Raw genomic sequence first — 18,341 nt, forward strand, 5'->3', positions numbered from 1 at the left:
ATCACTCCTATATAGTAATTATGAGAATGCGTCACTGCCTATAATTGATTCACCAGTAAGTCCTTAATCGTCATATCCAGTTGATCATCGAACTTTTCAACCAATGTCACATGCTTCTTCTTTCCGCTTTCGAGATCCTTTTCTTTATAGACCGTCAACATTCCATCTATCAGTTTAACAGTTAACACGTCCCCTGCATTGAGCCGATTTTCACGGGTTAACAAATAGCGGTCCAGCTGTTCCAGCTTCACATTCATTTGGTTACACGCTCCTGTTCTTCTTTTAGTTTCGTTAAGACGCCGTTTATCTTCGTTAAAATGACAGAACAGAACTTGTCTTCGAATTGGTGAGTACTGGCCAAGACGAATTCCCGAAAGTCGATGATGCCCATATCCAGGTAGTGTTCCGGATTTTCAGTGTCTATATTTCGAAGGAAAGTGCTATTGAAGAGGTGCTCTACTTTGTAATGCTCGTTCACATACTCATTGAATGCTGCTTCTTTTTGCATGTCGGCTTTTCGTTTCTGGTGTCTATTGGACCTGCTGTTCTGTTTGGTCGAAGCAACCTCCGCTTCAACCATTTTTTGTTTTTCTCGCAACTGCTTTTGTTCCTCCTGCCTCTTCAGAGAACCCTTTTTGACCGTCTGTAAGTTGTCGGCAAAGTTATTGGTGTAGAAGGAAGCGCGCAGCTGATTCAGATCGGTCATGGAATGTTCGCACGGGATGTCGATGTCATTAATGGAGTTATCGGTGTTGTAGAACTCCGACAGGTATTCCCAGCGGTATTTCAATGCGGTTTTGCCAGTCAAGAAAATCGGGTAAGACTTGATTCGTTTCCGCTCCTTATCTTGCCGTTTGATAATGCGGATCACAATCATCTCTCCTTCTTTCAGTCCCATGACTTCCGTAGCCGTCATTAGTCTTCTAGAATCCACGCTTTCTGTTTTAGATTTACTCATGGACAGAGTCTGGCCGGAGCGGGACTTGGTGAGGATGGTTTCTTCTCCCAGCTTCTTGGAAATCAATTCAGCTGTTGATTCATCCGCGGTCAACAAATAGAGCGTATTCCCACAGTTTCCGTCAATGGTCTTCCAATCGTCGCCATACAGGTTCTCCAACTGGGCATACGCTTGGATAACCAAGTTAAAACGGATATTCCGCCCGAGACAGACGGTCACAATATTGGCCATGCCTTCAATCGCCGGCATGTTTCCGAATTCATCGAGGATGAAAATAACTTCCCGGTGGCATTTACCACCTTCTGAATTCGAAGCAATGCGGGCCAAGTTGGTATAGACTTGCTTCACATAGAGCGAAGCAATGACATTCAACGTAGCATCGTAATCGGGTACAATCATGAATACTGCTGTTGGCTTGTCGAAGTCCATGATGGCCATCATTTCAACGTTCGCATTGTTCACTTCATATTCTAGGAGTCCTTCGTGAACTTTCTCTTTATCTTTCCGCTCCCGCGTAATCAATCCGGTGATGTTCACCACGGTTACCTTTTTTTCAGCCGTTATCGTAAAGGAATCACCAACCTGTAGCGGGTTCTTATGGAATAACGTAAACATGCCATCCGCATCCGTTCGAATCGTCGCTGTTTTATTCCCAGAAAAGATCACATGGATTCGCGTGTCGGGTGCGGCCTTTCCTTTGATCCAACGCGAAAACCCGATTTTGGACATGTCGTATGAATTACGGGAGGTCAGTTTAGCCGTGCCATCGAGCGTGAAAACACCGAGTTTGGCATTCGCGTTGGCCAAAATACTAGCTCTGGTTTGCCCACTGGAGAAGTTGATGGTGGCGTACTGCATTTTAGCCGGATGATTTTCTGGAAACTTGGAAAAGAAATCATCTAGGGCACTGACTTCCTCCCCATCTTCATTTTTCATCATCCGCGTGCCCAAATCCGAGAGCATCAATGCCACATTGTACATGTTAATCTTTTCCCGCTCCATTTTGCATTGCTCGCACAACGCCAGAATCAGCGCGGTGCATAAATCCGTTGCCGAGTTCGCCCAGAAGGGATCTTTCGCTTTCGGATCGTGATAGAGCATAAAGGCTACGGAGCGGGCGTATTGTTGGGATAACGAAAAGTTGCCTTCCATAAACGCGTCAATGGTGAGCTGCAGTAGATTGTAGGACATACTCTGAATCGGATTCATCAGATTCAGCACTTCGACATGGTAACCGAGTCCTTCGAGCGTTTCTTTAGAGGCGGCGTATAGCTCGCCTTTGGGATCGTTTAAAATCATGCTGGCTTGTTGTTCTGCGCGGCTGTAAATGTCGATGGCTGAAAAGACGAATGTTTCGCCTTTCCCGCTTCGAGTCGTCCCAATTACCATGTTGTTTACCGGACTGTCGTCGATAAAGAGTCTTTTTTTATAGCGACCTACGGGCACCCCACCATTCCCGTTGAACCGCTCCCCTTTTTCGGGAACATCTCGGTATTGGTCTTGGATTTCCTTAAACGTGGTAAAACGGGCACTGCCCTTTTGTTCTTTCTTAATTTGACCGTAGTTTGTGATGTATTTGAAGACCAGGACTGCAGCCGCTATGAATGAAACCAGAAACAGCACGACATAAACAGCCGACGCTGTACCCAGGAACGGAAAACTGTAAATCATGGATGTTGTCAGATTGACCGATTCGGGTTCAAGTAAATTACCGGTGCCAAGTGTTTTTTGGAATACTTCGGCTACCACATTCACCAAAAAGTTCAGTGTAAGAAAAAAGAATGTGAATGAACCGGCTAGGATCAGCAATGGAATCCCAATCTTTTTCAGGTAAAAGGTAAAACGGTCATTAAACATGCTCTAATTGCCTCCCCCTCTTCAGTTATAGTGCAGCCAGTTCCTCTTTTTTCTTTTTCAATTCAGCATTGAGGGCTTTAATCGCCTTGGTATCCTTCTTCGCGTCTTTTTTTGCATCTGCTAAGTTAGTCTCAAGAGTTTTGATTTCGGCAGTCAGCACCTCGTGCAAATCGATTTTCTGCTTCAATTCGTCGCTGTTGTTGTTATTTAGTTCTACTTTTGCCTCTTCGATCTTCCCGAGCTTCAGGAGACCGTAGGTTTTCATTTCAGAACGTTCAACCGTCATGTTAATCGAAGGAAGGTTCATTATTAGTTTGTAATCCCCTTCAAAGTAAGCCAAATCGAATCGCGCTTCGTTTGTGGGGTACAGTTGGTTAAATTCGTTGATTTTCTGGGTCTTTTCCGCTTTGTCCAATTGTGGATTCTTCAGGATGAGTGTTTCTACATACACGGTATCCTCCATGATTTGGACAGCTTTTTCAAATTCGCTCTTCTTCAAATAAAGAGTAGCTAGGATCCGTTTTTGACTTTCGGTTAACTCCTCTTTTGCCTCGAGGGATGTTAGGAATATCTCCTCTTCTCCTAAAAGACCGTACTCATAGGTTTCAATGGTTTCTTCCTGCTGACTGACAATGCTGCGCCCTTCCTCTAGAGCCTCCTCATATTGGGCTTTCTGCAGGAAGTACAAAACTCCGAGGAACAGCAGCCCCACTCCTAAGACAGCGACGAGTGAATACACCGTGACCCGCTGCCACTTCTTTAATCGAGAAATGCGATCTTTATTGACGTTGATCAGCGCGCGATCTATTTTCTCTTCTTTCTTGAATTCTTCTGGCGTTAGCTTTTCAAGCTGTTCCAGCAAAAACAGCTTGTCCGCCTGTTTTTCTTTGTCGACACGGATTTTTGTCGCCTTGTCTTTGATTTGATGGTAAATGTTCGGGTAATCATAGGAGCCAAAGTTGAACACGCCCTTATAAAGATCGAGACCGTCTTTCCCAATCACAAAAAACTCAGCAGTGGCTTCACGTTGTTCATTCCGGTACGTCAATTCCAATTCATGTGTCAGTGCAACCGCTTGACCAAATTCAATCTTTTCATGATTCGCGATGGCGTCGGCTGGTGCGCCTACAAATAGTATCTTTAACATTGAACAGTTCTCCTTTAGCTAGTTAATAGAAAAAAGCCACTCATTCCGAAGCGGCTCTTCCTCTGTACTTATTAAAATTTAATGTTGCTGTCAATGCCTTCTGCAAGCCCATAAGCTCCCATCACAATGACCAACCCGACGGCTGCACCGATAAACCAACCGATGGCTTTCCCACGTCCGCGATCTCCACCCAGCATCAACGTGAACCCACCGATACAAAAAGCGATAGCTGCAGCAATCAACCCTAATCGTTGGGCCCATTCCAATATACTTAAACCCGTTTCGATTAATCCATCCATTTAAACCCCTCCTTTGCCGTTTATCTCTTAGTTTTGTGAACCCGTGCTAGGACTTGCGGCTTTCCGCTCTTTCTTCAAGAGGTTCATTAACAACGGAATGTTTTCAGCAATCACTTCTTGATGCTTCTCCTCTAACCAGTCGTCGTAATCTTTGCCGTTATAAGCAAGGAGGTGCTCGGCATTTGTCTTCAGTTCTTTTTGCTCTTTTGTTGCTGCCATTTCTAAAACCGCCTTTCGATTTGGTAGGTAGTAGCACACCCTTAAGAACAGTAATGTTCGGCGAATTTATAGCAGGTTCATTCGCTAACTCTCTGCAGCCTATAGCTGCAGCGCACAAGGTTTTTAGGGTACCCTAGAACTATAATCTGGCAACGGAACAACAGCCAATTTTAGGCGACTTTGGCCAAACCATTTCGTCGTATATCCATACCGCAAGTTGCCATCTGCGACAGACACGAACTATGAAGTTGTTTTGGTGTTGCTTACTGTTCTTAAGGGTGTGCTACTGACTTACTTACTTAATTTTTTTGATGCCCGCTATTTTCATCAAGTCATCGTGCTGATTTTTTCGTTTGGCCAGCAGTCGTTTTTCTGAAATCACTGAGCGCGTGCGATAATAGAGATCCGTGATATGACGAACGTCTCCGGATTCTTTCTCTACACCGACTGCCCCCTTCAATTCATACGTTTTTCCCTCGAATGTTTTTAAACTGGACGCTGACGCTAAATCGTATAAATAAAACCTCTCTGCCATCTGGTGATTCCTCGCTTCCATGTTCTTATCCTTAAAGAGAATAGATTCCCAAGGAAAATTCCTCATGGGAATTCCCAGTGATTCCACTACCAGCCGTACATTTTGAGCGGACGGGTTTTCATTCTTCCGCCGCTCCCACATGCTGATGGTGCTTTGCGGAATCTGGTTGCCGGTCCTATCGGATAACTCAGACTGAGAAATACCGAGTGCCACCCGCTGTTCCTTGATCCAGTCGCCAAACCATACCGACATCTCCTCCCCCTCCCTTCTGGTGTATGATGCGGATCATCGTTGATTAGTCAGAGTCTAACAGTATACCGATATTATTTCAACAGTATGCTGTTAATAATATCGGTATACTGATACAAAAGTAGGGGTAAGTCATAAGATTAGGATTTTCAGAAAAAAGCTGTTTATCGAATTTAGCAAAAAAAATGATTGGATAAGGGAGTTAAAAGTAACAATTTCTTAAAAATAGGAAGTTATCGAATGTAGGCAGTAGGAGAATACACCCCCTCGCAATGACCATCTGATCATTTTTAACTTTTGATCTTTTTTCTTGAAAAAGGTCTATTACCATTGTTAGCACTTCTTGTTTGATGGTAAAATATCTTGGATTAAAGATTTCTTAATGACCTGCGAATTCTATGGCGTCTGAAAATTCAAGATAATGATTAGAATGTGAATGAGATGAGGTATTGTATGCAAATTGATGAGGCCGTAACGACTCGTATCCAGCAGCTACTGACTGAAAGAGGATGGACAACCAATGAATTGATTAAACGCTCTGGTGTAAAACAATCAACCATATCTGAAATCATGGCTGGTAGATCTAAGTTTCCACGAATTAGTACCATTAAAAAGATAGCTCATGGTTTTGGAATGACATTATCGGAGTTTTTCAACCATAAAATGTTTGAAGATTAAGTATGTTGCTGACTAAGTAAAAATTTACGGATATGTATTTGTTAAATAATAGAAAATACAAAAAGGGCTGAGAATCATTTCTCAGCCCTTTTAGTTTGCTCTATAAATATTTATTTTATTTGAAGTTCATTCTAATTTTTTCATTTTTAGTCCAAGATAATAGTTCACTTAATAGTTCAAAGTTATATATTTTACTATTCAGCAGGTATATACGAGTATATCAGCATGCTAGCATACTTTAGATTAATCAATTAAAAGATTATCTAAAAGAAGTAGAAATATCTACCTAACAAAAGTAGAATTATCCACTTTCGTTAGGTAGATATTTGTTAGAATGAATGTGTGAATAACTCTTTTTGCTAAATAATATTACTCTTCATTTTCATTAAAGAAATCTGTCATGTATTCAAACTGCTTTTGCTGTCGATCAGTTAACTCATTTTTTGTATAATACTCAACAAGCTCTGAAATAATAGCATAGGTTTTATTTTCGTCCATGAACTTTCCAAGTACTCCAATTTGAATGTGAAGATCTTGTGGAACTTTAATGGATTTTACGTTATTATTTTTTCCAACAATGGACTTTGTTTTACGGGGCTGTTTTGCTATTGTTTCGGGAACAGGGATCATCGACTTATTCTCAATTGACGGAGCCGATATAATGTTTTGTTTAGTGGTGGATTCTTTGTCCACCGGTTTGGTTGGAGTTGATGGTGTATTATTGAATTTAAAATCGTTTTGGCTATTTATTACTACTGGTTTTGGTCTTTCAAGCGTATTGGCTCTTGTCTTTTTCTTAATTAAAGGACCTTTCTTTGAGATTTCAGACATCGACATTTTCCTCCTCTAACCTTTCGAGTTTTTCCTCTATTTCATCGACGACATCTAAAAAGGTTTGATGTGCTTTTCTGTCATGGTGATCTTCATTTTTAATTCCGGTCATATCCCAAGCTTTTAAACGTTCTAAGTGTTTAATAACATTCTTAAAAACATTGTCTTCACCAAAAAGTTCAGTTGCCCGTTCAACAGTACTTATGTCAACACGTCCCCCAGCTCGCAAAAGAACTGGCAATACTCCTAGAACCTGAATATCGGCTTCGTATTCATCTGCCATAAACTGCAAATAGGATACATAGGTTTCTGCACCTTCCAATGATAGCTCTTGGGCTTGCAATATTATAAGAACATAATCAGAAGCCATCATAGCATTGTCTGAATAGTCACTGATTGTTGGTGGCACATCAATAAAAATATAGTCGTAGTTTGCTTTTAGAGGCTCTAAAAGCGTTTTCAATAAAGTGATTTGTTCTAAATCATTCTGATAGTTTTGGTATAGAAACTTTGAAAAGTTTTTAAATGATACGGCTGCGGGAATCAAATCAAGATTTTCAGAAACATTCACAACAACATCTTGGAGATTTTTGTTCTTAAAACCATCGAAAATGGTTTGACCAATCTCTTCAATTCCTGCTGAACGAGCAATCAAAGTGCTGGCATTCCCTTGTGGATCCATATCGACGAGAAGAACCTTCTTTTTATGTATAGTTGCGTATTCCCAACTTACCATGACCGAGACCTTGGTTTTACCCACTCCCCTTTAAAATTTCCAACAACGATTGTTTTAGCTGTCATTATTATTCCTCCTAGATTTTTTATTACTACAAACTTCTACCTAGCAAACTTCTACTTCTGTATAGTTCTGATAATAACACAAGTAGAAGTTTGTGAGAATTAAAAATGAAATGTAATATAAATGTAATATTTAGGGGTTGTTCCCTACACAGGTAGAAAAGTGGAAATATCTACCTCTGCGAGAATGAGATTCATTATAACAAAAGTGGAAAAGTAGAAATATCTACCTCTGCGAAAATGGAATTTGTTCTAACGCAAGTAGAAAAGTAGAAATATCTACCTCTGCAAGAATAGAGTTCGTTCTAACGCAAGTAGAAAAGTAGAAATATCTACCTCCGCGAGAATAAGATTCATTATAACAAAAGTAGATATTTCTACTTTTGTTATAATCTTTTAAAAAAATAATCTGTTTTTAGACTGTTAAATGGATGTTTCAATCTATTTTTTTAAAAATTATTTTTAATTTATATATGCAGAGGTAGAAAAGTAGAAATATCTACCTGTGCGAGAATAAAATTCATTCTCACACGGGTAGAAAAGTAGAAATATCTACCTCTGCGAGAATAGAGTTCATTTTCACACAGGTAGAAAAGTAGAAATATCTACCTGCGCGAGAATAGGATTCACTCTCGCACAGGTAGAAAAGTAGAAATATCTACCTATGCGAGAATAGGGTTCATTCTCGCATAGGTAGAAAAGTAGAAATATCTACTTTTGTATGTACTCAAAACTTGATTTCAAGCTATTTACAGAGTAGGTTCCTTGCTTTAGTTTATGAACTATAGAGAAGTTTAGTAGAGTCGATATTGAATGGGGAAGGGGAATGCTTTGTGGTAAAGATGAATAATATTTTCGATTTACTTCTGCATGAAGGAATTCATACATATAAGCAAAGGTATTCTTCCGCAACCCTTCCTCAAGTCATTAATGAGCACAAGAAAACGCAGAAACATAAAAAAGGTGCAATCTCTGTGACCCGATCTAAAGAAGATCTATCGACACCAGGAGGTGTTAGAGGGTATGTGGTTACCTCGAAAGAGACTCTCTTGGAGGATTTTGTTGAACTTTCGCATTGGAATCCCAATGTACACAACTACTTGGGGTACAGTGATGTTGAAAGACGGCACCTCAAGGGACACACAGAAAAGAACCTGCAGCAAATCAATACCTTCGTTGTTGACATCGATACGAAAAAACAACCGTATACGGAAATTCTAACCGCTGCGCTCGATCACAGCGTCGGAATCCCCACACTCATCCTGGAGACCCCAAAAGGCTTTCAGGTCTATTTTGTGCTGGAAACACCGCTATTCATCAGCAATCAGAACGACTACCGCGGACTGAAGGTAGCCAAACGAATTTCTGAGAATATCAGGCGCAGCTTGGCGAAGGTCCTACAGGGAGTCGATCTATCCTGCAATGACTTTGGCTTTTTCCGCATGCCCAATGAAGAAAACATCCGCTGGTTTTCCGCAGACATGGTCTTTTCCATGCACAACCTGATTGGCTGGTCAAAACGACAGGACGATGACCAAAACCGCGGATTATTTGTCGTGGAATCAAAAGGGGAGGGGCTGGATCCGACACAGACCGAATGGTTCCAGGAATTAGTGGCCACACGTCATGTAAAAGGAAGTCATGGGCAAATTGGGCGTGACAACCTGATGTATACGCTCGCTCTGGCTTGTTACAGCGCAGGAAAAGGGATAGGGGAGACACTGGACCTGCTGGATGAATACAATTCATCCCTGGAAGTACCTGTACGCCACAGTGAGGTCCAAAAAATCGTGAAGAGTGCCTACAAGGGCCGCTTCAAAGGGGCAAGCCAAATCTATATTCAAGAACTGCTGGAAGCATGGCTTCCAGGAAAAGATGTGCCAGTCACGAATCACCTGGGAGGCTGGTACAAATTCAAGAAGGAACGAAAGGATCGGGTCCGCAGCCACTACGCTGAGTGGGAAGATGATCTGCTGGCGTATATCCAGTCGGAAACCAGTACGGTCCAGCCAATTGTATGGACTACACAGAAGGCATTGTGTGTAGCAATCGGAATGTCCCGCAGCACGTTCAACGAAGTTATCCGTAAATCCAAGAAACTTCTCATCAAACGAATCGGAAAAGGACGCAGTGCACAGACCGGATTGACCTCTGTCGACGTGCTTCTTCAGTGTGCGCTTGAATACAACCAGCAACATCGTTCCCTGTATTATGAGGCCCTTACTTTACTAAATGGATCACGTGAGAATGCTAGTGCTTTATGGGAACTTGAAAATCAGTTGACGTTGCTGACGAAATTCCCTGAAAGTTCGTCTTTAATTGGGAAAAAATTCAATTCTTCGTAAGTGTCCAGTCTGCCAATACATATCTGTATACGTGTTTAATTTTAGAGATTGTTTTCCAGCTGTTATTTCTTTTGTTTGGAGGATTGATTTGGGGAATTTTCTTTTATCCTGTTAAACTAGATGAAAAGAAAGGCAGGGGGGATTGGATGTTAGGTGGCTATGAAGCGTATCGATTAAAAGAAGGCATTTCTCCTGTAACATTGGTGACGGAACTGGAACTATTGAAGGCATTTGTTCGTTTTGTTAATCTTCGAAACAACAAGCAGCTGGAGCCGTATGAAATCAAACCGGCTGATGTTCGGGCATTTTTAGACCAGGAAAAGGACAAAGGGTTAAAGGCGAGTACAGTTAAGCGGAAAATGTACCATATTCGTCAGTACTTTCATTATCTTTGGAAAGTAGGGAAAGTACCGGTTGATTTTATGCCTAAATTTGAATATGAATTAGTGATAGAGAAGCAACCGGCTACACTTTTATATGCAGATTTTGCGAAGGAGAAGAGAAAGGTGTTGCAGTACCCGACTTTGGCATTGAATGCCAAGCTTTATTTTTTGTTTGCGATGGCTGGATTTCGGATGAGGGAGATTGAACGGTTACAAAGCAAGCATTTTCGTGATTTAGGGGATCGAATAGAAATGAATTTTGTGACATCCCAAGATGTTTTTTGGCAGTTAATTTTCGAAGATTCTGCGGAAGTTGCTGTGATTGTACAGGCGATGGAGAGGGCTTTGTTTCGGGAACACGATTATTTGGTTGCATCCGATAAAAAGTATGGACCAGATTATTTGCGGAACAATATGAAAGAGATTTATTTGGGCTTAACTAGTTTGCTGCCAAAGCGGTTTAAGACTGAAGAGGTTCGGATGGCTTATATTTATGACTTGTATAAGGTCCAGGAGAAGTCTTTCGATGAAATGGTAGAATTATTGGGTGTTACCCCTATGTCGCTTACATCGGCTTTGAAGCTTGTTTTTGAAAGTTATAAGTAACTTCAAGATGAATAAATAAAGTAGGTATAAGTGAATTATTTTTTGCTTTACTAAACAAGGTAAACTTAGTTTTTAAAAAAGGGGAAACGAATGGGGGTTTTTATTTTGGAACATCAGATAATTAATGAAGGAAAATATATGATGGAAATATACCAAGGAAATGCGCTCACTGAAATGGAGAAGAAGATTATTTTTATAGTAGCGAGTTTGGTAAATAAAACTGACCAAGAAGATCAAACCTATGAACTTCCTATCGATGAATTGTATAGGTTTCTTGAGTTAGAAGGCTTAAACAGTCATTTACAGTTTAAAGAAATTATCGATGAACTCATGTCTAAAGTAGTAGAAATTCCTCGTGAAGATGGGGGATGGCTGATGACCCATTGGCTAGCAAGTGTTAAGTATATAAAAGACACCGAAGTAATTCAATTTACTTTTTCATCAAAGCTAATGCCCTATTTCTTACAGTTGAAAAGATATCTTTTCAACTGTAAGTCGTGATGATGTCACCTTTTAATCTAGAATATATATACAAATCATCGAATTTACCACAAGTAAATTCATAATGCCTTAGTAATCCTTCCTGTTTAAATCCGTTTTTCTCTAACAATTTTGATGAAGCTGAATTAGCAGGCTCGACTAATGCTTCAATTCGTTCTAATTGGAAGTGTTGAAACCCATAAAGAATGATAGCTTCCAATGCTTCACTGACAATGCCTTTACCCCAATACTCTTTACTTAATTCATAACCAATCTCAGTTCGGGAATGCTCGGGGTGCGTATAAAAAAAACCACAACTTCCAATAACTCTTCCATTTTCTTTGTGTGTTATTCCCCATCTAATTCCTGTGGACTCTTTGAATATTTTTTGGTACCAGCCAATTTCATCAAGTGTCTCTTTTTCTGTCTGAAAAGGTTCTAGCTCCATATGTTTCATTACCTCTTTATCCGATAAATAGAGGAACATATCAGCTGAATCTTCTTTTAGTACCTCAGTTTTAGAGCTATCTATCTTCTAAGAAATCCATAACATCAACAGCCACATTACAACTTCATCAAATAGCGTCGTTTCATTTTAGTAGTCTTCTATATAATTCAGCGAATTCTTGTCATAAATATAACATTAGATTATAAAAATAGAGGAATGACTTAAAGAACAAAAGGAGATTTTCAAAAAAAGCCAAATCTTCCTCAAATAAGGGGAATTCAGCTTTCATTATTTTTATTGAATGCTCATTTTCCACAACCGTAATACGGCGTTTTCGATGGCTTTCCAATTAATATCGGTAGCATACGGATACTGTTGCTGATACCGAGTCCACAGTTTTTCCATATAATCGCTCTGAAAGACTTCGTTTAGAATAGCTTCTCCATCTTTTAGCAATCCTTCAGATCCGCGGTGGTTGGCAGTAGAGAGGAATGCTTTTTGCAGCAGGTCATTATTGAAGCCGGCTTTTTTGGTTTCGAGTAGCGCATAAATATCATAAAAATCCCGAAGTCGGGTATTAGTTGTTCCTCTTGTAATCATCGTCTCGAGCTTTTCAGCGAGGACTGTTTCAATTGGATAGGCGAGTACCTCGATTTTCCGATTTTCCAACAAAAGCTGATACTGGTATTCTATTTCCTTCGGTGTGATTTTGTCTCCAGTTGTCAAATCAACCTTTAAGGGAAGCCGAACTTGATCGAGCTGCGCCAATATAGACAAACGGAAGCCGTTGTAATCTGCTTCGTCACGAATCGGTTCCACCTTTTCTAAACTCAGGATGACGCCATCCTCGAGGGAAATGGACACGATATCCAAGAAGGCTTTCTCAATCGCATCCTGGTTCACGGGATACCCTTGGATTGTTGCATCCATATCCATAGTGGAACGCAAATCAACACCAATAATAGAAGCTACCAAGACGCCGCCTTTTAGTACAAAATGTTGATTGAAATCCGAATGACGATACGCTCCAGTAAGCGTTCGAACATGTAATTCCGCAAAAGAAGCTGCGCGTGAATTCCACGTTGTTTGGACATATTTTTAATGAGGTCTTTCACTTGTCTAGAACTTTTCATAAGAGAATCTCCACATACTTTCGAATCGGGGAAGAAACCCGGAATAGGTCAGCATAGCGTAGCAGCTGCGGAATATTTTTTTCTTTCCGCGTTAAGTAACGCTTCATGCTGTCGTTCAATAGGTCAGCATCTACTTTGTTCCGTTGCCTGAACAGGTCACATAAGGTACGTTCGGCATTGTATAGACGAATCTGCCGGCCATAAACTGTAGAAGATTCTGTTACCCCAAGCTCATGCCATTCTTTTTTTACCGTATAAACTTGTAAGCCATTATTCATAAGGAGCTGGTTATGGTAGCCTGTTGGCACAGTAACGGAATACGAGATAGGGTCCCGATCCGTCAAATCGTGCAAATACAGAGCCGTTTCGTGAGAAAAAATGAGTTGTGGACTTCGTGCCTGTAGCATATAGAGGTCATCTTCGAATGTGTCAGGGGTCAAGTAGACCCCATGACCCACGCGCTCAATGATCCCTTCACGGGCCAATAACGTTAAATAATACCTCGGAATTCCTGCTGTTTCAGCATCTCGTGTCAAGACGAGTCCATCTTGCCTATCAATCAATTCAAGGAGTTGTGTTGTGTAGGACACTATGGTCACCTTCTTTTGCGTTTATACTACGATTCTATACTAATAACGTGTAAATGCAAAAAAATAGAAACCAAGATCTAGAAATAAAACGACCCACCGTGGTCCACATTGTGAAGAGGCGTGGTGGGTTCTGTAACTAGTCATATAAAATTAATCATTTAAGGCGGTTATTCTTTCGTTAGTTGTGTTAATAGAGGATTGTCGATATTAATGTATCAAGAGAAATTGCCAGCACTGAACGACTGTTTACGCATTTGTCGTTGCGAGTTGGGCATTCATCTCCCACTAACACAAGGATTCGGTAATCCGCCATCTGATAACCCCGCTTAACCTTATGATTAGCCACTAGTGACTTTCCATGAAAACATGGATAGGTGCAGTTGACCAATTTTTTAAATTTTCTAGCACAACGTTTGAAAAATTAGCAGTATACGTGCCGTTTTACAAGCCCAATTCCTTTTTGACTTCGTCCAATGAATAAAGTGTTTCCGTTTAAAGTCATCTGATTCGCTTCTTTGGTTGCTTTTATTTCACCTATGTAGTCAATAAAAATTATTTTATCTACCATGCGTAATATTATCATCGAATATTTGTGTATTCCAATTCCCTGTAATTTATTGTTTCTAACAGTATATTATTTCGTATTGTGTATTTATCCAAAGTGTAAAGTGGAACAACTGGTTCTTGTGGTAATACACAGTTTGTTCTATGAATTCACTTTTTTACTTTGGTAAATTTAAATGAAAAATTTTAAATTTTTGATAAAGGATAGCTATACAACGAACAAGAGGCTATACTTAAAAAAAGTTCCAATTGATAATGATTTTCATTATCAACGAGGTCTTAATAAAATAAGGAAGAAGTGAAGAGATTTGTATTCGAATCAGAGTAGAAAGAAAACAATGTTTTTAAGTATAGCGTTATTATCATTATTTTTAATGATCGCAGGGTGTAGCAACTCGGCATCATCTAATACAGAAGCAGGGTCGGCAAGTGATGTGGAGAGTCAAACAATCACACATGCGATGGGAACTACAGAAATTAAAGGAACACCACAGCGAGTTGTGACGCTATATCAAGGTGCAAACGATGCAGCCGTCGCCCTCGGCGTAACGCCCGTTGGCATTGTGGAATCATGGGATGAACAACCCGTTTACAATTATTTAAAAGAAGAGCTAGGTGAAGTTCCCATCGTCGGACAAGAAACACAGCCAAACTTAGAAGAAATCGCCAAGTTAAAGCCGGATTTAATTATTGCGTCTAAAATTCGACACGAAGAAGTATATGAACAGTTGTCAGCCATTGCGCCAACGATTGCTCATGAAACCGTATTTGTTTTTAAAGAAACGGTCGACCTGATGGGGCAAGCCTTACATAAAGAAACTGAAGCTCAAGAAATCATCGAGGATTGGGATAACCGAGTCATTGATTTTAAAGAAAAGTTAGAAGTGAAGATGGGTGATAAAGCTCCAGAGCATGTTGCGGTGTTGAATTTTAGAGCAGACCATTCACGTATTTACTACACTGGTTTTGCAGGGTCCATTTTAACAGAACTTGGATTTGAAGGACCTAAAAATATGCAAGATGACAGTCCAGATATCATCAAATTAACAGACAAAGAAAGCATTACAGAAATGAATGCGGATGCTTTTTATATTTTCATGGATAAAAACGATCCAGCGGTGGTTAAAACATACGAAGAGTGGACCAACCATCCGTTATGGGAAAATCTTGACGCTGTCAAATCAAATCAAGTTTATGGGGTAGACGAAATTGTTTGGAATCTTGGCGGCGGCATCATTTCAGCGAATCTCATGTTGGATGATATGTACGATCGATTCGGATTAGAAAAATAAAACGGTAAGGGGTGGGGAAATCCCATCCCTTACTTTCTTTAATGGCTATGGAAAGCAGGGATAAATATGAGGAAGTTGTCATCTCATAAACCTTTTAAATTAGTTGTTTTGTTTGCTTCTATTGTGGTGATGATTTTTTCATTTGTTTTGAGTCTCTCATTAGGGCAAAATTCAATTCCATTTTGGACGACGATCGAAGCACTTCTTTACTTTGATGCAACGAATACCGAACACATTATTGTCACAACTTCTAGAATGACAAGGGCCATTATCGCAACCTTTATAGGGGCTAACTTAGCTGTGGCAGGTGCATTAATGCAGGCGATGACGAGAAACCCATTAGCCTCTCCAGATATCCTAGGTGTCAATGCAGGTGCGTTATTTTTTATTGTCTTGTCAGCGACCTTTTTTTCTGTAGATTCCCTGCAGTCCTATATGTGGATTGCTTTTTTAGGTGCAGGAGTGGCAGGGGTTTCTGTTTACTTTTTAGGATCGTTGGGGAAAGACGGGTTGTCGCCTATTAGACTAGTTTTAGCAGGCGCCGCCATTTCTGCCCTTTTTGTTTCATTTACACAAGGGTTGCTCGTGGTTGATGAACAACGACTACAGAGCATCTTATTTTGGTTAGCAGGATCGGTATCGGGAAGAAGTTTAGATATGATTATTCCTGTCTTACCCTATATGCTAATCGCCTTATTCATTGCTTTATTCTTAGGGAAACCCGTGACCATCTTACTTGCAGGAGAAGATGTAGCGAAGAGCTTAGGTCAACGAACGGCCTTGCTGAAAGTGATCATTGGTATAGTCGTTATTGTATTGGCGGGTGGCTCTGTAGCGGTGGCAGGTTCAATCGGATTTATTGGTTTGATTGTTCCTCATTTAGTTAAAGGAATCGTTGGACCTGATTACCGTTGGGTGATTATTTTGAGTGCTTTAATGGGAGCTAGCTTACTGTTACTGGCAGATGTGGTTGCTCGATTTATTATTGCTCCCCAGGAAATGCCCATTGGTGTGATGACAGCGTTAATTGGCACACCGTTTTTCATTTATATTGCTCGGAAAGGCGTGGTGAAGAATGGGTAGACACATTACGGTTAAAAGTAAATCAGAAAATTTTTCTTTTCAAGTCGATAAAAAAACCATTACTACTGTAATAGCACTCGCTTTATTAGCTATCGCAATATTGATGATGAGTCTGTCGATTGGAAGTAGTTTTATCAGTCCATGGGTCATCATTAAAAATTTAATGGGTATTGTAGAACCGGACTTTATACTGAACGAACTGAGATTGCCACGCGTGTTACTTGCCTTTATGGTGGGCGCAGCTTTAGGCGTGGCAGGATCTATTTTGCAAGCAATTATACGGAATCCTTTAGCCTCGCCAGACATTATCGGTATAACAGCCGGAGCTTCTGCGGGCGCAATTATTTTTATTGTGGTTTTCTTAGGAACGGTTAGTGCAGTATTTATGCCACTAGCTGCCATTTTAGGGGCAGTAATTGTCGCCTCAATCATCTATTTGCTGGCATGGAATAACGGAGTAACACCCATTCGTCTTGTGTTAATCGGTATCGGAATCGCGGCTGCGATGAAAGCAATTGTCTTAATGATGATCGTGTTGAGCGATACAGCTGTAACCACCAAAGCCTATCTCTGGTTGACTGGCAGTTTGTACGGTTCAAATTGGGGACATGTCTATTCGATGTTACCTTTTGTTCTCCTATTTATTCCGTTGACGGCTTTTCTGGCTCGCTCTGTAAGTGTCAAGGAATTGGGAGATGATATTGCGACGGGGCTTGGTGTGAAAGTTCAATCTAGGCGTTTTTTATTGCTATTGATCAGTGTGGTGCTTGCGGGAACGGCGGCAGCTTTCGCGGGAGGAATCGAATTTGTTGGTTTGATTGCACCGCACATTGGGCGATTACTGATTGGTCGCTCATTTGCTGCACTTATACCGGTATCGGCATTAATCGGCGGAATGATTGTGGTGTTAGCTGATTTTGTGGCGCGCACTGCATTTTTACCCTTAGATCTTCCGGCGGGAGTATTTACGGCTGCCATTGGCGCACCATTTTTCATTTATCTCCTATTTCGAAATCGAAATGGATAATGCGATAGAAAGGGGACGAGGAAATACGTATGTTAGAAGCAAATTCTTTATCCTTAGGCTATGGTCAAACTAAAGTCATTGAAGATTTACAATTAACCATCCCAAAAGGAGAAATCACCGTTTTTGTTGGAGCCAATGGCTGTGGAAAATCGACCTTGCTAAGATCTTTAGCAAGGCTTATCAAACCACAAACTGGAGAGATTTTGCTAAATGGGATGGGGTTAAAAAAACAGTCCACAAAAGAAGTAGCTAAGAAACTGGCTATTCTTCCTCAAACTCCGTTAGCTCCAGAAGGTCTAACGGTTTTACAACTAGTTAAACAGGGCAGGTATCCTCATCAGAGTTGGTTAAAGCAATGGTCGGAGGAAGATGAGTCTGTCGTCAATCGTGTGTTAGAACTAACCGATATGAAAGAATTTGAAGAAAAAACGGTGGATTCGTTATCAGGTGGCCAAAGACAGCGTGCCTGGATTGCGATGACACTCGCTCAAAAAACAGATGTAATTTTATTAGATGAGCCAACAACCTATTTGGATTTAGCGCATCAAATCGAAATTTTAGATCTTCTGTTTGAGTTAAATGAAAAAGAAAACAGAACCATCGTGATGGTTCTTCACGATTTAAATTTAGCGTGCCGGTATGCACATCACATTGTAGCCATTTGCGATAAGAATGTTTATTCACAAGGCAAACCAGAAGAAGTGATCACCCCTCAAATGGTCAACGATGTATTTTCCATGCGCTGTGAAATAGGGAAAGATCCCTTATATGGGACCCCTGTATGCATTCCATATGGCAAGGGTAGAAAAATTTAAAGAA

Annotated in this window: 19 protein-coding genes and 1 pseudogene; 8 read left to right on the top strand and 12 right to left on the bottom strand. The window is 40.5% G+C overall.

Features of this window, described 5'->3' with window-relative positions:
• Positions 1-38: 38 nt before the first annotated feature.
• From I858_RS16540 to I858_RS16845, 6 genes are all read right to left on the bottom strand, one after another.
• Positions 39-257 (bottom strand): hypothetical protein, encoded by a 219-nt coding sequence (locus I858_RS16540; protein ID WP_049694978.1) that lies wholly within the window; start codon positions 255-257, stop codon positions 39-41.
• A complete protein-coding gene (locus I858_RS16545) occupies positions 254-2,815 on the bottom strand; it encodes a VirD4-like conjugal transfer protein, CD1115 family (RefSeq protein WP_053221283.1) in 2,562 nt (853 codons plus the stop codon). The genes I858_RS16540 and I858_RS16545 overlap by 4 nt, the downstream gene beginning before the upstream one ends.
• Positions 2,816-2,840: 25 nt before the next feature.
• Positions 2,841-3,962 carry a hypothetical protein gene (locus I858_RS16550; RefSeq protein ID WP_049694979.1) on the bottom strand — a complete coding sequence of 374 codons (1,122 nt, stop codon included), beginning with the start codon at positions 3,960-3,962 and terminating at the stop codon, positions 2,841-2,843.
• Between the two features lie 71 nt (positions 3,963-4,033).
• A complete protein-coding gene (locus I858_RS16555; RefSeq protein WP_049694980.1) occupies positions 4,034-4,261 on the bottom strand; it encodes a hypothetical protein in 228 nt (75 codons plus the stop codon).
• Between the two features lie 27 nt (positions 4,262-4,288).
• Entirely contained in the window at positions 4,289-4,480 is a 192-nt protein-coding gene (locus tag I858_RS16560; RefSeq protein ID WP_049694981.1) for a hypothetical protein, read from the bottom strand.
• Positions 4,481-4,775: 295 nt separating this feature from the next.
• Positions 4,776-5,267, bottom strand: coding sequence for a helix-turn-helix domain-containing protein (locus I858_RS16845; protein WP_083553760.1), 492 nt, complete (start codon positions 5,265-5,267; stop codon positions 4,776-4,778).
• Between the two features lie 450 nt (positions 5,268-5,717).
• Between I858_RS16845 and I858_RS16575 the strand changes: the two genes are divergently transcribed.
• A complete protein-coding gene (locus I858_RS16575) occupies positions 5,718-5,942 on the top strand; it encodes a helix-turn-helix domain-containing protein (protein WP_049694982.1) in 225 nt (74 codons plus the stop codon).
• 369 nt (positions 5,943-6,311) lie between these two features.
• Here I858_RS16575 and I858_RS16580 read toward each other — a convergent pair whose 3' ends face one another.
• Positions 6,312-6,773, bottom strand: coding sequence for an SH2 domain-containing protein (locus I858_RS16580; protein ID WP_049694983.1), 462 nt, complete (start codon positions 6,771-6,773; stop codon positions 6,312-6,314).
• Positions 6,766-7,574: pseudogene (locus tag I858_RS16585) on the bottom strand (AAA family ATPase). The gene I858_RS16580 and the pseudogene I858_RS16585 overlap by 8 nt, the downstream one beginning before the upstream one ends.
• Positions 7,575-8,413: 839 nt before the next feature.
• Between I858_RS16585 and I858_RS16590 the strand changes: the two are divergent.
• The 3 genes from I858_RS16590 to I858_RS16600 all read left to right on the top strand — a co-directional run bounded on the left by I858_RS16590 (position 8,414) and on the right by I858_RS16600 (position 11,406).
• Entirely contained in the window at positions 8,414-9,916 is a 1,503-nt protein-coding gene (locus I858_RS16590) for a primase C-terminal domain-containing protein (RefSeq protein WP_239457313.1), read from the top strand.
• 146 nt (positions 9,917-10,062) lie between these two features.
• Positions 10,063-10,905 carry a site-specific integrase gene (locus tag I858_RS16595; protein ID WP_049694986.1) on the top strand — a complete coding sequence of 281 codons (843 nt, stop codon included), beginning with the start codon at positions 10,063-10,065 and terminating at the stop codon, positions 10,903-10,905.
• Between the two features lie 90 nt (positions 10,906-10,995).
• Complete coding sequence (locus I858_RS16600; RefSeq protein WP_049694987.1) at positions 10,996-11,406, top strand: replication initiation protein; 411 nt, start codon at positions 10,996-10,998, stop codon at positions 11,404-11,406.
• Here I858_RS16600 and I858_RS16605 read toward each other — a convergent pair.
• From I858_RS16605 to I858_RS16615, 4 genes are all read right to left on the bottom strand, one after another.
• Positions 11,390-11,917, bottom strand: coding sequence for a GNAT family N-acetyltransferase (locus I858_RS16605; RefSeq protein WP_071645385.1), 528 nt, complete (start codon positions 11,915-11,917; stop codon positions 11,390-11,392). The genes I858_RS16600 and I858_RS16605 overlap by 17 nt on opposite strands.
• Positions 11,918-12,127: 210 nt before the next feature.
• Complete coding sequence (locus I858_RS16610; RefSeq protein WP_049694989.1) at positions 12,128-12,808, bottom strand: nucleotidyl transferase AbiEii/AbiGii toxin family protein; 681 nt, start codon at positions 12,806-12,808, stop codon at positions 12,128-12,130.
• Positions 12,809-12,819: 11 nt separating this feature from the next.
• On the bottom strand, positions 12,820-12,966 hold the full coding sequence (locus I858_RS17095; RefSeq protein ID WP_157886554.1) for a hypothetical protein: 147 nt from the start codon (positions 12,964-12,966) through the stop codon (positions 12,820-12,822).
• Positions 12,963-13,556: a type IV toxin-antitoxin system AbiEi family antitoxin domain-containing protein gene (locus I858_RS16615; RefSeq protein ID WP_049694990.1), complete on the bottom strand. Its 594-nt coding sequence runs from the start codon at positions 13,554-13,556 to the stop codon at positions 12,963-12,965. The genes I858_RS17095 and I858_RS16615 overlap by 4 nt, the downstream gene beginning before the upstream one ends.
• 902 nt (positions 13,557-14,458) lie before the next feature.
• On the opposite strand from I858_RS16615, the gene I858_RS16620 reads away from it, so the two are divergent.
• The 4 genes from I858_RS16620 (at position 14,459) to I858_RS16635 (ending at position 18,337) form a co-directional block, all read left to right on the top strand.
• Positions 14,459-15,412, top strand: coding sequence for an ABC transporter substrate-binding protein (locus tag I858_RS16620; protein WP_049694991.1), 954 nt, complete (start codon positions 14,459-14,461; stop codon positions 15,410-15,412).
• Positions 15,413-15,478: 66 nt separating this feature from the next.
• Positions 15,479-16,495, top strand: coding sequence for a FecCD family ABC transporter permease (locus tag I858_RS16625; protein WP_049694992.1), 1,017 nt, complete (start codon positions 15,479-15,481; stop codon positions 16,493-16,495).
• Complete coding sequence (locus I858_RS16630; RefSeq protein WP_049694993.1) at positions 16,488-17,522, top strand: FecCD family ABC transporter permease; 1,035 nt, start codon at positions 16,488-16,490, stop codon at positions 17,520-17,522. Before I858_RS16625 ends, I858_RS16630 begins: the two co-directional genes overlap by 8 nt.
• 29 nt (positions 17,523-17,551) lie before the next feature.
• Positions 17,552-18,337 carry an ABC transporter ATP-binding protein gene (locus I858_RS16635; RefSeq protein ID WP_049694994.1) on the top strand — a complete coding sequence of 262 codons (786 nt, stop codon included), beginning with the start codon at positions 17,552-17,554 and terminating at the stop codon, positions 18,335-18,337.
• The last annotated feature ends 4 nt before the right edge of the window (positions 18,338-18,341 follow it).

Source organism: Planococcus versutus (genome assembly GCF_001186155.3).
In the GTDB taxonomy this organism is placed as follows: Bacteria; Bacillota; Bacilli; order Bacillales_A; family Planococcaceae; genus Planococcus; species Planococcus versutus.